The organism is Streptohalobacillus salinus, from assembly GCF_003201605.1.
Classification (GTDB): Bacteria; Bacillota; Bacilli; order Bacillales; family Amphibacillaceae; genus Streptohalobacillus; species Streptohalobacillus salinus.
This window is the reverse complement of record NZ_QJJR01000001.1, coordinates 24,164-40,110: the sequence shown is the minus strand read 5'-3', so window position 1 is coordinate 40,110 and position 15,947 is coordinate 24,164. Positions and strand designations below refer to the sequence as shown.

General features: G+C 41.0%; 12 protein-coding genes and 1 riboswitch. Of the genes, 3 read left to right on the top strand and 9 right to left on the bottom strand.

What is annotated here, in order from left to right; translation table 11 throughout:
* The first annotated feature begins 199 nt into the window (after window positions 1-199).
* Window positions 200-1,834, top strand: a complete 1,635-nt coding sequence (locus tag DES38_RS00155; RefSeq protein WP_170114259.1) for a glycoside hydrolase family 43 protein — start codon at window positions 200-202, stop codon at window positions 1,832-1,834.
* A gap of 67 nt (window positions 1,835-1,901) precedes the next feature.
* On the opposite strand, the gene DES38_RS00150 is transcribed toward DES38_RS00155, so the two are convergent.
* From DES38_RS00150 to DES38_RS00120, 7 genes are all read right to left on the bottom strand, one after another.
* Window positions 1,902-2,603 carry a P-II family nitrogen regulator gene (locus DES38_RS00150; RefSeq protein WP_110250053.1) on the bottom strand — a complete coding sequence of 234 codons (702 nt, stop codon included), beginning with the start codon at window positions 2,601-2,603 and terminating at the stop codon, window positions 1,902-1,904.
* Window positions 2,603-3,325 (bottom strand): DUF1538 domain-containing protein, encoded by a 723-nt coding sequence (locus DES38_RS00145; protein WP_110250052.1) that lies wholly within the window; start codon window positions 3,323-3,325, stop codon window positions 2,603-2,605. The genes DES38_RS00150 and DES38_RS00145 overlap by 1 nt, the downstream gene beginning before the upstream one ends.
* Window positions 3,322-4,008 carry a DUF1538 domain-containing protein gene (locus DES38_RS00140; protein ID WP_342767330.1) on the bottom strand — a complete coding sequence of 229 codons (687 nt, stop codon included), beginning with the start codon at window positions 4,006-4,008 and terminating at the stop codon, window positions 3,322-3,324. Before DES38_RS00140 ends, DES38_RS00145 begins: the two co-directional genes overlap by 4 nt.
* Window positions 4,009-4,339: 331 nt before the next feature.
* On the bottom strand, window positions 4,340-5,257 hold the full coding sequence (locus DES38_RS00135; protein ID WP_110250050.1) for an LCP family glycopolymer transferase: 918 nt from the start codon (window positions 5,255-5,257) through the stop codon (window positions 4,340-4,342).
* 168 nt (window positions 5,258-5,425) lie between these two features.
* Complete coding sequence (locus DES38_RS00130) at window positions 5,426-6,763, bottom strand: ABC transporter substrate-binding protein (RefSeq protein WP_110250049.1); 1,338 nt, start codon at window positions 6,761-6,763, stop codon at window positions 5,426-5,428.
* A gap of 39 nt (window positions 6,764-6,802) precedes the next feature.
* Window positions 6,803-8,623 carry a GGDEF domain-containing protein gene (locus DES38_RS00125; RefSeq protein ID WP_110250048.1) on the bottom strand — a complete coding sequence of 607 codons (1,821 nt, stop codon included), beginning with the start codon at window positions 8,621-8,623 and terminating at the stop codon, window positions 6,803-6,805.
* 109 nt (window positions 8,624-8,732) lie between these two features.
* Window positions 8,733-8,811, bottom strand: a riboswitch (cyclic di-GMP riboswitch).
* Window positions 8,812-8,932: 121 nt separating this feature from the next.
* Window positions 8,933-9,823 (bottom strand): RimK family alpha-L-glutamate ligase, encoded by an 891-nt coding sequence (locus DES38_RS00120; RefSeq protein ID WP_110250047.1) that lies wholly within the window; start codon window positions 9,821-9,823, stop codon window positions 8,933-8,935.
* 206 nt (window positions 9,824-10,029) lie between these two features.
* On the opposite strand from DES38_RS00120, the gene DES38_RS00115 reads away from it, so the two are divergent.
* Both DES38_RS00115 and DES38_RS00110 read left to right on the top strand, forming a co-directional pair.
* Entirely contained in the window at window positions 10,030-11,808 is a 1,779-nt protein-coding gene (locus DES38_RS00115) for a methyl-accepting chemotaxis protein (RefSeq protein WP_110250046.1), read from the top strand.
* Between the two features lie 121 nt (window positions 11,809-11,929).
* Window positions 11,930-12,922 carry a Gfo/Idh/MocA family protein gene (locus DES38_RS00110; protein ID WP_110250045.1) on the top strand — a complete coding sequence of 331 codons (993 nt, stop codon included), beginning with the start codon at window positions 11,930-11,932 and terminating at the stop codon, window positions 12,920-12,922.
* A gap of 69 nt (window positions 12,923-12,991) precedes the next feature.
* Here the strand turns inward: DES38_RS00110 and pfkA are convergent, their stop codons facing one another.
* Both pfkA and DES38_RS00100 read right to left on the bottom strand, forming a co-directional pair.
* On the bottom strand, window positions 12,992-13,948 hold the full coding sequence (gene pfkA / locus DES38_RS00105; RefSeq protein WP_110250044.1) for a 6-phosphofructokinase: 957 nt from the start codon (window positions 13,946-13,948) through the stop codon (window positions 12,992-12,994).
* A gap of 259 nt (window positions 13,949-14,207) precedes the next feature.
* A complete protein-coding gene (locus DES38_RS00100; protein ID WP_110250043.1) occupies window positions 14,208-15,926 on the bottom strand; it encodes a putative bifunctional diguanylate cyclase/phosphodiesterase in 1,719 nt (572 codons plus the stop codon).
* Window positions 15,927-15,947: the final 21 nt, after the last annotated feature.

Genomic DNA, 15,947 nt, shown 5'->3' with positions numbered 1-15,947 from the left:
TAATTATATTTGTTATCGACGCTATACATTACCTTACGCTTCACTCAGTATATCACAAAACAGCGTTAGATATTGACGCAAATGCTCTCCGGCTTATTCATACGTATAAGTTTATTTAAAAACCACAAAAACCATTGAGTTATCCGAATAAGAATATTATAATAAATGAAACGTTGACACAATTGAAAGGATGATGGTTATGACGTCAGTGCCGCGAAAGGAACGCCTCGCACAACGCGCACGGTGGCGATTATTTATTGTTGTATTGCTTTTTAGCATCAGTTTTTCCGGAACCGTTTCGGCAGATAATCCGGTCATCAAAGACCGCTATACCGCTGACCCAGCGGCACTGGTTCATGATGGAAAAATCTACCTCTATACAGGTCATGATGAAGCAACACCTGCAGATTCATTTTTCGTTTTGAAAGAATGGTCAATTTTCGCTTCTGATGATCTAGCGACCTGGACACACGAAGGTGATTTACCACGCACTGCTTTTTCTTGGGCGCGTGACGATACCGCTTGGGCTTCGCAAGCGATCGAACGTGACGGGACCTTCTATTGGTATACAACCGTTAAAAATAAAGATGCACGCACAAAAGGTTTTGCCATTGGTGTAGCAACAAGTGATCACCCGACACGCGGTTTTACCGATGCTCTTGGTCAACCGTTAATTGATGCAACCATGACCGAAGCACCAGCATCAATGGGCAATGACCCCTGGGATATGATTGATCCGACTGTTTTTATTGATGACGATGGCGATGCCTACCTCTACTTTGGTAACACCCACCTTTATATGGTGAAATTAAAAGATAACATGATCGAACGTGATGGTGACATTGAACGCGTTGAGATTAAAGCGATGCCCGGATCCTTTACTGAAGGACCATTTATCTTCAAACGCAACAACTTGTATTACCTCACCTTCGCATATAACTACCCTGAAGAACTTGCCTATGCAACAAGTGAGTCAGTAACCGGTCCTTGGGTGTTCCAGGATAAAATCATGGACCGTCTGCCGAACAGCGGGACCAGTCATCCCGCCGTCATTTCCTTTGAAAATCAATGGTACATCATCTATCATACGGCTTCACTTCCTGGCGGTGGTGAACACAATCGTTCAGTTGCTTTTGAACCTTTACACTTCTATGCGGATGGCGCAATCGCAAAAATCACCCCGACGGCGAGTGGGGTGACTGACGCGAGTGTTACGATAACGTCTTCACTGCATGCCTTAAGCTTACGCCAAGTCACCCATCAACTGACGCTTGAGGCACTGGATACGACAAATCATGATTTTCGTTTCCATGAAACAGAAGCACTCCGGCCATCTGGCGATGATTACGTCTCTTATCAGATCGATAATCATCCCGGTGTTTACTTAATCTTCGATGAAGAGAACACGCTTAGATTAAGAAGAAACACCGACAATGACGCAACGTTTAATTTACGGGCGAGTTTTTTAAAGTCACCCGCAGCTACCAATGACCAAGCCTTCACCTTACAACCTGCTTTTGATGAAAGCTATTTCTTACATGCCACTGAGCGGTTGCTTGATTTTACGCATACACCTCAAGCTGAGGCAGATGAAGCCATTCACTTTATCATTGAAGAACAAGACACGATTGTTCCTCGTCAACAACAGCCACTGAAGATGAAGCATTCCCTTCAGGCAACTGATAATGGAACCCGCACTAAAACTGAAAAAGATAAAAATAGCACACTTGACGACTCAGCACCCGTCACCGTTGGCAGATGGTGGTACCTATTCCTTGGTGCGATTGTCTTTCTTCTACTGATTAGGTTTGTAGCCAAAAAGAAAAAACAATAATCAATCAAGAAGAAGCAAGCCTACCTTAACGAACATGTAGAAGCCTGCTTCTTCTTTTAAAAACCGATTACCGATCCGGCTGAATGAGTGCCGTTAGTCCAACACTTTGTTCTGTTTCAAGTACAAATGCAATACCTTTTCCTGGCTGATTAAGACCACAATCCTCTTTAATGCCGTGTAGCACATCGTCTGTTTTTCCTTTTTCAATCAGTGTTAAGACGATGTCTTTCTCAGGTTCAATTAAAATATTGAACAGCTTTTGTTGTTCATGAACACCCGTGCCACGTCCGCGTATGATTGTGCCACCATCTGCCCCTTGTTTTTTCGCTGCTTCAATCACCGCTTCTGCTTCACCACTATTCACAATTGAAACAATTAAATCAAATCGTAACGCCTCCATGGATTGATTCGCTCCTTTTCTCGATACATCCGCAATGTCACCTGTATTTAAGCGCATAACTCCCAATACTTTCTTCACATCAATGACCACTGCAATCCCCGGGGTATCTTTCCCTAATACTGCGGTATCTTTAATGGTGAGTAACGTCTCCTTTAATATCTTTTCATCAACAACGGTAAAAATCACTTCCCGTTCTCGTTTAATCGGTAAACCAAACATGCGTAATTTATCTTGTTTACGTACACCTTCTGCAGGAATAATTGTACTACCTGTCACCCCTTTAAGGCGAATGTAGTGCACCACTTTTTTCGCGTGGCCTTTTTTTACAATGGTGACGATTAGTTTATGGTCGTCAAACGGCATCTGCATTAAACGCGCCCTCCCTTTGCCTGATAGAGTCTTCCTAAACTAAGCACAGATAGGATGGGTGCGAGCGCGACCAGCGCAATCATACCAAAACCATCTGTTAATGGATCACGTCCAGGCGTGACACCCGCTAATCCGACAAACAAACTGAGCATAAAGGTCGAAATCATCGGACCCGTCACAATGCCACCTGAATCAAACGCAATCGCGGTGAATAATTTACTTGTATCTTTAGCTAAATAAAAGCTTAACAAATATCCAGGTAAAACAACATACCAAATGGAAAAGCCGAGGAAGATTTTCAAGACTGAAATAACAATTGACAAACCAACACCGACCGATATTGTAACGAGCAAGAGCCGTTTTGGAATGGCTCCTGCGGTGATTTTATCCACTTGTTTAATCAAGACTTGAATGGCCGGCTCTGCATAGGCTGCGAAAAAACCAAGTAAGAAACCAATCGGAACTAATATGTAACGGTAACTTAAGGCTCCCATGATTTGACCCATCGCCTCACCAACCGGCATAAAGCCAATCGTTACACCTTGGAGGAATAAACCAAGTCCAACGTAAGTAAAGCCGAAACCAACTAGTGTATCCATCACTTTTTGGCGACGTAATTTCAAAAAGAAGACTTGAAAGAACAGAAAGAAAAGTAATAACGGAAAAAGCGCAAAGGCAACTTCTATTAGTACACTTGTAAACCCTTCAAATAAGCGACTCATCCGTAAATCACCCCTAACAATAACACGGCAATCACGGGCCCGATGCTACTTAGGGCAATTAAGCCAAAGCTCTCACCGCTGTTTGCTTTCCCACGTAACACTGCAGTGACCCCAACCCCTAGTGATAAAATAAACGGGACAGCCATCGCCCCTGTTGTTGCACCACCAGCGTCCAGGGCAATCGGTACAAACGTGTTCGGCGTGACTAAAGCTAGAACAAAAATAACGAGGTAGCCACTAGCTAAGAGTTTAACAAGCGACAGGTTAAAGACCAGTCGCAGCAAACTAAGCGCGACAAAAATCCCCACACCAAGTGCGACAAACAAAAGCAAAACAACGCCTGGGACCACCCCATCAGAGACAAACTCAACTTGATTGCTTAAAACTTGTACACCCGGCTCCGCTACTGTCACAACAAACCCAAGTAAAAAACCAAAAAATAAAACCAGTGAAAGTTTCCCTGTTTTAGACAAAGCTGAGCCAACCATTTCACCGACTGGTGACAAACCGACTTGAATACCGAGTAAAAACAGATAAATACCGACACTTGCCATCAGTGCGCCAAGTAAGAAATCAACAAACAGTTGAGTAGGTAAAAATACAACGGTAAATTGCAGCAAGATGATAATAAGAGAGAGTGGTAAAAACGAGGACAGTACTTCAATTAAGGTTTCTTTTAACATCGACACATCTGTATACTCCTTTCCATTGAAAGCATAGGGAATTCTTCTTTAGCACTATAACTAGTGTAGCAATCTTTGGCCAAATCTTCATCTTTTTTGATTGTTTTTAACGATACAGGTAGCCTTAACTAGTGATGGACTAAACATTGACTAAAATCGGCGTCCAGTAAATCTCTCTTAAACCAGAATGCAATGGCATCAAAAATGATCTTCAATAGGAGGAATAAATTAATTGTTTCTGACCAGTTTGACATCAATACCTTACTAAATCTACCGGTGTTACAAGTAGAAAAACCCATCCCTTTCGCATGTTGAAAGGGATGGGTCTTATTTAGGACTCGATCAGATTATGGACGTTTGTTACTTCTTCTTCGGGAATAATGTAGTAGTAGATGCCATCAATCATCGTGCCAGAACCTTGCATTTGATAACTATTAAAATTGTTCAATGTACTGCGGTAGTTCTGGAACAGTTTGGTCATATCATTAAATCTCATGTTTGTACTCATGTTATCACCTAAAATTTCAGTGAAACCAACGATCCGCGTCACGTTTTCAATGTTTGCACCTTCTCTAACAATGCCCTCAATAACTTTTCGTTGACGTTCTGTTCGACCAAAATCACCATTTGGGTCTTGCTTACGCATACGCACGTAGTTCATCGTCTGATCACCATTTAGCGTAATGGGACCTGTACTGAAGGTATCACCACCTTGAGAAAAATCAAGATGATTATCGACTGTAATTGGACCGACTAAATCAACCATCTCTGCCATGCCCTCCATGTTAATGCGTGCAAAATAATCAATTTCAATATCTAAGAAATCTTCAACCGTTTCGATTGATAAATCCGGACCACCAAAAGCATGGGCATGGTTAATTTTATCTTCACCGTGACCTTCAATTGAGGTACGTGTATCACGTGGGATGCTTATTAATTGTATCTCGTCTGTATCTGGTTTTAAATTCATAACCATTAATGCATCTGAGCGCCCCGTCACACTTGACTCTGAATCAATGCCTAACAGAAGAATATTAATCGCAGCTTTATCTTCTACTTTCTTTTCTGTCAAACTTGAATCAATGGCAGTAACTGATTCATACATATCCCGATCAACGCTTGATTTCACGCTATTAAAGACATATGCGACATAAATGCCTACCGCTAAAAGCAACACACCTATTAAAATAAGTGGCGCTAATACCCACCAATTTCTTTTTTTCTTTGTTTTACTTCGCTTGTTTGTCATCGTTCTTCATCCGTTCTTCTGAAAATTTCAACTCATACATGAAAGTATAGCAAAGATTTCACAAATTACAATCAATTTGTTATTTTTTACTATATGCTTTACCTCTTAAAAACAAAGGCGACCAACCATTGCTAGTCATCACAACAAGCGATCGTTGGTCTTCTCAATTTAGTCATCATCAACCGATTCTAAGTCATTTTCAGGCTCACTCTCTTCTGCCAAGGGCGGCCTATTTAATTGTGCTTGTCTAGCTTTCTCTTTCATCAATAACCGTTGATCAAGTCTTATTTCTTCTAACAAACGGTCATGTGTTTTCTGAAACAAGAGCGGTGTAATCGCTAAGCCTTTATTTACATCAAACATCGTATTGAACCAATGCCTACGTGCATATAAATCCAACATCGATGGTTTCCCTTGAGCTGATTCACTGAGCACCTCATAATAGAAATCATCTAAGTGACTTTGGTCTAACATATCGACATTGCCAATTGAAAATATTTCATAGTTTAAACTACGTGTTAATGCTCGTACTAGATCAAAACTAAGTGTTTGATGATTTGCTCGCTTTGGTATTAATGCCATCATTGATTGTTCACGGTCAATCCCTGATAAACCAAATGGCATTTTCGCCATCCGCCATAACCCCGTTTGTTCTGGCACCCAGGTTTTTAAATGGTTGACACCATAGCTAGGCATTTGAAACATGACGAGTTCTGACTGTTTAAGTTTTTCTTGACCGTAGGCATTCCAAATCGAATGGTTCGGATTAATTTCGCGTTCTTCTAAGCTAGCCACCGTATTCAACAGCTGTTGAAAGGGAGCGTCGTCATAAATGTATTGATAGCTCGCATTAAATGGGTAGCTGACTCTTAAACCATCTTGGATCAACGTTTGATTTGATTGATAAACGTCATAACCAGCCTCGTTCATCTGCGTCACCATTGCCAAATACCGCTTAGCGTCACTGATATAGTCAGACATGGCTTCTGGCTGTGATGGAAAGCCCATTGCTTCAAAAATATCGTGGCGATAATACGTAACAAACGGGAAAAAGTGAACCGGAAATGCATACATTTCTCCATTCATATTGGTATAACGGTCGAACAACGCATCTGGATAACTTGAATAAAAGGCGGCATCAAAGTAAGGGGGACGGCTTAAATCTTCAAATTGATCAAGCTCGGATAAGAGACCAACATATTCATCAGGCAGCAGTAACAGATCTGGGACTTCTTCTAAGGTAAGCGCATTGTAATAGCGATCAATCACTTCGATGCGATCGATTTCTTTAATTTTAAAGCGAATCGTCGGATGCCGTTTAAAAAAGAACGCTAGATTTTCCGTTAAGATATCTTCGGTTGTCCAAATCACCAGCTCATCCTCGCTAAATGTTACCGCTTCTGTTTGTTTTTCTTCCGGTGCGACATAGGCTTCAAAGTCGTGATGGCAGCCTGACAACAAACCCAGCATTATTAACAAGGTTAAATAAAGCATGCGCATCTTCATTATTAACACGCCCCCTTCCTCTTACATTCGCCAACTTTTTTATTCATCGCGTGCCTCTCTATGTTTCTTTTTCGCATGATACATCCGGTGATCTGCTTTTTGTAATAACTGATCAAGCGAGTCACCATCCTCGGGTGCAAAGCCAGCCCCAATACTTGCGGTAATTGTTAAGGGCTTGTCACTTACGTCAATCGGTTTATTAATTGTTTGCTCTAACACTTTTCGCATGTCTTCGTAGGTATGTTTCGTTGTTACTTCGAATATAGCGACAAATTCATCGCCTGCTAAACGGAAAAATTGGATCGGCATCAGCCCTTGGAGTGTCAAGAAGCGTTTCGCAATCACAACAAGCAAATCGTCACCTGTTTTATGACCGAACTGATCATTGATTTGTTTAAAATCATTTAAATCGATAAACAAGATAACGAACGGATAAGCCGCTTGGTCGAGATACTTCTCAACTTCTTGATAGAAGGTGCGCCGATTCGGCAACCCTGTCAACTGATCATGGTGCGCGACGTAATAGAGTTCATTCTCTGACTTTTCTAACGCTTTCGTTTTATCATGGAGTTGTTTATTTTTGTGGTTCAATTCGATAAATAACCGTTTGAGACGTTTGCTTACAAACGTTAAATCTTCGGATAACGATTGAAATTCAACGATGCGTGTTGGTTGTTCCTCGACGTAGGTGCCTTCAATCATCGCCACCGGAATTCGCTTGGCTTGTCTGTTGAGCTGGTTAATTTGTCGAGTAAGGAGTTGTTCGACAAGATAAGCGATTAAAAAGGATAAAAACATCACAATCATCATCAGTTGTTGAAAGCGGTACAAGGTGCTAATACTATTAATCACTGGTTCACTCAAACGAATAACATGTTGCACATAAAACTGATCTATCTGATGATTGGCAATATAATAGCCGTGATACCAATGCCTCACATCATTACTATTTCCCGAAAGCCAAAGTAGCTTGTTATCTGACAAATTATTGACATATCCGCCTTGTAAGACCTTATTAAACAAGGGGGCACGCATACTTCCAGTTGTTTGTAGAAACGGCTCTTCTGCTCCTTCGTCCAGATATAAATAAACGAAAGCTTCTCGTTCTCCGATGAACTGATCAATGGTTTCCGTAAATCTGGCACGATCAATCGCAGAACCAAGCTCTAACCGTTCACGTTCCATATCATCAAGCGATACCAAATGGTCTTCGATTAAAACCTCTAATGCTGTATGGCGCTCATTAAATGTTTCAATCATTTCGTCTTCTAAAATGTTGCTAGTAAGTGCAGTTAAAATAACAAGGGGCAAGACCGCGACACCAATGACACCATTAAAAATCAATTGGCCGTACTTTAATGGTCCTGAGCAGCGCGTATATTTTCTAATGTAAGGCAAGTAAGGGGAGTAAACTGCGATTAAATCGACAATTAAGCTACTCATTAGCAGTGTAATCCAGTAGGTCATTAAATTAATCAGTTCAAGCATCTCAACATCAGTGTCACCGATCGTATAACGTAAGGTAATACCACCAACCACATAACCTATCAGTGCGTAAAAAATCGTCCACGTGAATAAATCACGCTTAAAACGGTTATATAAAAACCCAATGATAATCATATGTAACACACTTAAACCATGCAAGAAAACATCTTGATCGATGCCAATATAAATGGCACTGAGGAGGATACTCATGACGATCGCACGTCGATACGGAAAGTATCGCAAAATAAAGAAATGCGCAACAAACGTAATCGGTAAGCGCATACCAAAGGTAAGTTGAATCGGCAAGGATTGAATCACTAAACCTAATATAATAAAAGCAAAGATTTGCATGCCATCTTTTGTCTTTAATTTCATCACTCTACACCTCCCGATCCGTCTTGCCTGCGCATCATACGCTTACATTTAAAACTAAACAGAAAAACGCCTGTCAGTGATAACTAGACAGACGAACACACCGCATTTATATGGGAGCCCAGCCATCTCAAAATATAAGACCTGAAACTTTGCGTCACTACTTTACAGTAGTTTTGCCTTTTCTTAGTCTAATCGTATCATATTATTAAGAAAAAGCCAGAATTTTATTAACTTTTAAGAAATTTTTTGTTCATTTATAGGTTTAATAACCTATAAATTTACCAGGAAACCGTCAAGTGTTTCGGTTACTCAGTCATATTTTACATCGATTCGACGTTTGATGTGGTTCATAATACATGCAGCAACATCAATGCCGGTTGCACGAGATACATTTTCAATATGCGCATTGGAATTGACCTCACAGATTGTTGGCTGGTTATCTTCATTAAATAGTAAATCAACACCACAAAAATCTAAGCCTAACCGGTCCGCGGCCGCAATGGCTAACTGTTTAAAAGCATCGTTAGGTTCATAGCGATGCATCACGCCACCATTGGTCACATTCGCCCGAAAATCATTCGTTGATTGACGTAAGACACTAGCAACCACCGCGCCACCCACAACATGAATCCGCACATCGCGACCGTGACTCGCTTCAATATATTGTTGATAAATATGGGGAATATGCACCCATTCATTGCTTAGCGCCAGTAACTGTTCTCTGTCTTCAATCAAGTGGACATCATAGCCAAATGAACCGAAACTTTTCTTCATGACAAGCGGAAAGCTTAACTGCTTAATGACTCTATCAATAAATGCTTGTGGCATCGTCAATTGATGTTGGAACAACAGCGGTGCGATGATTGTGTCGGGTTGGTTAAGTGCAGACGTAGCTAGGGTGTGATGCATCAACCCTTTGTCATCGCACACCGCAATTGCCGCTGAAGAATTAAACACTGGAATATGCATGGCTTCTAACTGCATGGCTAATTGAATATCTTTATCAAGAAATAGCACGAAGCTTGGTTTTTTTTGATTCAATAATGTGTGACGATTATCTTTTATTCCAATAGTTATTTCTGCATTACTCAGGGGCAAAAGCGTCATGCTTTCCCCTTTGGCTGCTTCAATGTACCGATGATGTATCGTTTGAAATTTTTCTGTTTGCATGCCCTGATTATATATCAACCAACCGTCCATCCATTATCTTCTCCTTTATCCATTCATCAACTAAAACAGTCCCAACATCCAACAAAAACATAGGTCCATTAAACTATTAATCTGAAAATTCCCTCAATCTCCTTCACTTAGTGCTTTATACTGACGAAATAAAACTATAGAGAAAGCCTGTCTGTTTTTAGGCAGACATGTGCTCAAGTTTTTAATTTCGAAGGGAGAAGTTTGTCGTGAGAAAGTTTAAGCAAATTAAGTTTTTATTACCGTTTTTTATGATTATTTTACTCGTTGTTCCGCTAGGTGTCACTAGTTTTATTTCTTATTCTAACACAGCGATCATTGAACGTGCGATTATTGAAAAGGAGGAATTGGAGGCGCTTGGGAGTGCGTATGAAGAAACGTTTACGGAATATGAAGCGAAAGTAAACGATTATCGGACGCGTGATGTGTTCGACTACACCCGTGTTGATCCCTCAGGTACTGAGGCTATTGATAGCTCACAACTACCAGCCGGCAATACTGATGAGCTCACCGGTTTCTATCAAGAAACCCTCGCAGACATCGCCGAAGATGATCCTTTTATTTTGAACCTATACTTAGGGACAGAAGATCGGGCTCTTTATTTACACAGCATTCCCGATGTTGATTTAACAGGCTATGACCCAACCACGACGGAATGGTACTCACTCGCAACAGAAGCGAATGACACGATTTGGACAGCACCTTACATTGATACCGCCACAGGGCGTCCCGTTATTACTGTCGCTTCCCCAATCAATGATGAAGCAGGTAACACCATCGGTGTTGTTGGCCTTGACTTTGACATGGCTGAACTTGCCGGAATGGTCCGTTCTGATATTTTAATTCAGAATTTAATTACCGCTGCCATTGCCATCATCATTGGCTTACTGGTTGTCTTTTATCTTGTTAAAAATATTAGCACAAACTTGGCACACATTCGCACAGAAATGAACGAAGTTGCCAACGGGCACCTCAGTCCGAATGATGTTGAAGTTAAAGGCGACAATGAATTTAAAGACTTAGCTGATAGTGTAAATCAGATGAAGACGCAGTTGCGTCAAATGATTGATCGCGTCAAACAAGCCACTAAAGATGTCGCCAACCAAAGCGATACCTTATCAATGGCATCTTCTCAAGTAAAAGAAGGCAGTGAACAAATTGCCGCAACCATGGAAGAACTTTCAAGTGGTAGTGAATCACAAGCAAATAGTGCGAGCGATTTAGCTGTTACGATGGAGAAATTTAACCAATATGTTAAAACAGCGACCACCCATGCGAATGATGTTGAGGGTGGATCCAGCGATGTTACGCAATTAAGTGAAGCTGGTGCTGTTAAAGTCTCAACTTCTGTCAAACAAATGACGACGATTGATCAGATTGTCAAAGACGCCTTTGAAAAAGTACAAGGGCTCGACAAAAAAGCAAACGAAGTCGGTTCAATTGTTCAAGTCATTCAAGAGATTGCTGAACAGACAAACCTTCTAGCACTTAATGCGGCGATTGAAGCAGCGCGTGCTGGCGAAGAAGGACGTGGATTTGCTGTGGTGGCTGACGAAGTAAGAAAACTTGCTGAACAAGTCGGCGCATCTGTCTCTGATATCACTGGTATCATTACCGACATCCAGAATGAATCTAAAACAGTAGCTGAGTCCTTAAGCTCCGGTTACAAAGCGGTTGAAGACGGCTCTAGTCAAATTAAAGAAACCGGCGAAGCTTTTGATACCATCAAACAAGCAATTGGGCAAATGGTTGATAATATCAATAAAGTCGTCAACGATTTAAACCAAATTGAAACCGAAACCGGTGAAATGCAAAAAGCAATTGATGATATCGCGGCTGTCTCAGAAGAATCCGCTGCTGCAGTTGAAGAAACAGCAGCATCAGCAGAAGAGACCAACTCATCAATGGAAGAAGTATCAAACAGTTCAGATCAATTACGTCATCTTTCTAATGATTTAGAAAATGAAGTATCACGCTTTAAATTATAAAAGTTTTAGAAGATCCCCCCTCGTTGTTAACACAAACAACCAGGGGGGATTTTGATTAACTGACAAAGCACAAAATTTGTAGTACAATGAAAGCGATATCAACTATAAGGAGGCTATTTTAATGAGTGATAAAATTAGATGGGGTGTCTTAAGTACAGCTGGCATCGCCCAACACGAGGTTATACCGGCAATGAAGCGCGCCGACAACGCTGAAGTTGTTGCCATTTCAAGTTTAAGTGGACGTGCGCAAGAGGTAGCTGAACAATTAGACATTGAAAAAGCATATGATAGTTATCATGAAGTCCTTGATGATCCTGATATTGATGCTGTCTATATTCCACTGCCTAATCATTTGCACAAGGAATGGGCAATTCGAGCAGCGAACAAGAAAAAACATATTCTACTAGAAAAACCAATTGCTTTAACAAGTCAAGATGTTCATGAAATCAAACAAGCAGTGATTGAAAATGGCGTGATTTTCATGGAAGCCTTTATGTATTATTTCCATCCGCAACATCACCGGGTGAAAGAACTGATTAAAGAAGGGGCAATTGGTGAGGTTAAACAATTTGAAGCTAGTTTTACCTTTCATTTAAATGATCGTGATAGTAATATCCGTATGGATCGAACACTCGGTGGAGGTAGCCTCTATGATGTGGGTTGCTACACGATCCATGCCATGCGTCATATTTTAGATGAAGAGCCGATTACTGTTAAAACAGAGGCAATCAAAGATGAAAAAACTGGGATTGATACGACAACAGTCTCTTACTTTACTTTTGCTTCGGGGAAAACAGCCGTTGTCACAAGTAGTTTTGACCAATTCGGCCGTGACAACTATCATGTTTATGGCACAGATGGCCATATCCATGTCCCACGTGCTTTTCGTCCCGATACACGTGGTGGTGAAGGACTGGTCGTCCTAGATCAAGGCTTTAAAACGTCGACAGAATCCTTCCACAATGATTTATATCGTGATGAAGTGGAACACATATCGTATTCAATTTTAAATGATCAAGAACCACTCTTAACATTTAAACACAGCTATAACAACATGAAAGCTATCGATGCCGCGTTACGCTCCATCGAAACAGGTGAAACGGAAGAGATTTAACAAAAAGCCCGTTCAAAATCAAAATTGATTTTGAACGGGCTTTCTTTCGTAATAGTCATTGGTCTATTCTTAAACCAAGTCTTCAAATACTTTGTATAAGCGGTCATCAATTGAATTTTCAGCTGAGAAAATTTCATCAAATGTATGATAGGTTATTCGATTTTCTTGCATGCCTAAAGCAACATTGTAAGTACCTTCTTCAATCAACTCAATCACACGGTGCCCCATACGGCTCGTGAAAACACGGTCAAATGCACTCGGAGTACCCCCACGCTGAATATGACCGAGTACGGTTGGACGTGTATCAAGACCGGTCCGCTCTTTAATCGCATTCGCAACATCTTCAGCATTGCCTGCACCTTCAGCAACAACAACGATACTATGTGACTTACCACGATCGAAGCCTGCTTTAATCTCATCGGCAATCTTATCAATATCATTGTTTACCTCAGGAATTAATATGGCATCTACCCCACTAGAAATTCCAGCTTGCAAAGCAATATCACCACAATTACGTCCCATTGCTTCAATTACACTGACACGCTCATGACTACTCATCGTGTCACGTAGGTTTCCAATCGCATCCGTCACCACATTCAACGTTGTATCAAAGCCGATGGTATAATCTGTTAGCGGAATATCATTGTCAATTGTCCCTGGTAACCCGTACGTTTGAATACCATGACGCGTCAGTGCTTGCGCACCACGATAACTACCATCGCCACCGATGACAACGACATAATCTATCTCACGTTTTTTTAAATTCGCAACGCCTTTGAGTTGACCTTCTTCCGTTTTAAAGGCTTCAGAACGCGCAGATTGTAAGAATGTGCCACCCCGATATAAGATATCACTTACTTCTCTCGAACCAAGTTCAATAAAATCATCGGCCATTAAGCCTTTGAACCCACGTTTAATGCCATACATTTCAAAACCATGTCGAAGTCCTGTTCGAACAACAGCACGAATTGCGCTGTTCATTCCTTGAGAATCGCCACCTGATGTGAGTACTGCAATCTTTTTCATTATTAAATCACCTTTCCTTCACTCTGAATAATTTCTTATTTGAACAGACTCAGCATTTGACTTTATCTGTTGCTGTCACTAGACGGATTAAAGTTATTGTTTAAAAAACGATAGTTTGTTTATCTGTTTGATTATAGCACAAAACAAGTTTACATTTAAAAGAAAGTGAAACTTTTTACATTCTTTTCTGCTTCTTTGCTCTCACCTTGATCACTGCAAGGCGTCCGTTTTTATAATCGCTTGATTAGATTTCACTTACCTACGTCGCAGGTGAATCACCATGTAAATCGTCCAGCAACACCAGCCTCACTCTATCTTTAGGCGCGGGTTTTTGGATTAAATAACCTTGCGCAATGTCGGCATGTTTTTCTTTCACAAAAGCTAATTGTGACTGCGTTTCAATACCTTCAGTGACTACATCAAAGTGAAACAACTTTGCCATATGAATGATCGATTCAACGAAAGCTGCATCCAAATCATCACCCGTGCTTGATCGAATAAACGATTGATCTATTTTTACTGAATCAAATGGAAAATTACGGAGTTGACTAAGGCTTGAATAACCCGTGCCAAAATCGTCTAACGCCACCTTCACACCGATCGCATGAAAGTCATCAATGATTTTTTTCGCATGTGCAACTTGACTAAGCGCAACATTTTCTGTAATTTCTATAAGGACATTCTTCGGTTTTATTCCTGACGTCTTAAGCATAGCCTTGATGACTTCAACAACATTTGCTTGATTGAATAAATGCTGTGACATATTGACAGAGATTACGAGATCGTCATAGCCAGACTCATGCCAATGCCGTCCAGTTGCAAAAGCTTCCGCCATTACTAACTGATCAATTTGGCTGAGTAAACCAAACTCTTCTGCTTCATTAAGAAAATGGTAAGGTGTTAACAGCCCTCGGGTCGGGTGATTCCAACGCACCAAAGCTTCTACCCCAATGACACGATGATCAGCTAGACATATTTGCGGTTGAAAATAGACAACAAATTGGTTCTTTTTCACCGCTTGATTCAACTCATGCATCAACTCTAGACGATTACTTGCATTGGGCTCCATGCCTTCTAAATAGAACTGATACGTATTGCGTCCGTTATCCTTTGAACGATACATCGCTTGATCGGCATACTTAATCAAAGCATCTATTTCTGTACCATCATGTGGATACACACTGATCCCACCACTTAGCGTTAAATAATAACGTTCACTTCCTACGATGAACGGGTATTTACGAACGTGGTGCATCAGTACTTCTATCTGTTTTACGATTGTTTCAGCATCATCAAATCCTGCCAAATACACTAGAAATGCATCGCCACTAAAGCGACTAACGACTGATTTATCCGGTAAGTATTGTTCAAGACGTTTGGCGACTTCACAAATAATTTTGTCACCATTGTGGTGGCCGAGCACGTCGTTGATGTATTTAAAGCGGTCAATATCAAATAGAGCAACGGCAAAAGGTTCACCTGCGCGCGCGGCAGAGGTCAAGACATCGTATAAGTACGCTTGATTCGGAAGCCCGGTTAGCCGATCATAATAAGCCAGTTGATGGACTTCTTTTTGCTGATTGACCTGTTCAGTGACATCACGCGTGATTGAGGTGTAATACGCTTGATCACCATGATGCACCGCGGTAATCGTTTGATCCGCATAATATAACTCACCATCTTTACGTCGATTAATCATGTCGCCCGTCCATGTACTATTCGCATTAAGCGCACGCCGCATCTCTTTATATTGCGATTTCGGCGTGAGACCAGACTTTACAATACGTGGTGTTCTGCCGACTAACTCTTTATAGGAGTATCCTGAAATACGTTCAAAAGCAGGGTTGGCGAGCAAGATGCGTTCATGGTGATCGGTGATTAAAAGTCCATCATTCATATTAAGAAAAAGATGCCAAACATTATCAACCTCTGCTGCAAACCCTTTGAAAATTTCTTCCATTTCCTTACGTGATTCCATTTAATTAAACATCCTCCTTAC